Annotated in this window: 1 protein-coding gene; it reads right to left on the reverse strand. The window is 41.6% G+C overall.

Features of this window, described 5'->3' with window-relative positions; genetic code table 11:
• Window positions 1–262 (reverse strand): hypothetical protein (locus tag AAEY94_RS20740; RefSeq protein ID WP_350979931.1); only part of this gene is annotated, 262 nt, incomplete at both ends.

Below are 262 nucleotides of genomic sequence, written 5' to 3' on the forward strand. Positions count from 1 at the left end.
GTTCAGTTGTTTCCTTCCCCTTCATGCCGTTATCAGGAAGACCCAACTCCATATGAAGTGCTGGCCAACTGAGTAGACCAGTCAATACAATGACACCTAGGATGATCTTACCTGGATACTTCTTGATAAACCTTCCCCAAGCTGTGGCTTCTTCTTTTTGTTGAGATTGTAATTTAGAGAACCATTTATTCTTTCTTGAAGGGCTTACTTTATCACCAAGAATCCCTAGTATGGCAGGAACAATTGTGAGAGACACAAGCAT

Origin of the sequence: Shewanella sp. AC34-MNA-CIBAN-0136 (assembly GCF_040309945.1) — a bacterium.
In the GTDB taxonomy this organism is placed as follows: domain Bacteria; phylum Pseudomonadota; class Gammaproteobacteria; order Enterobacterales; family Shewanellaceae; genus Shewanella.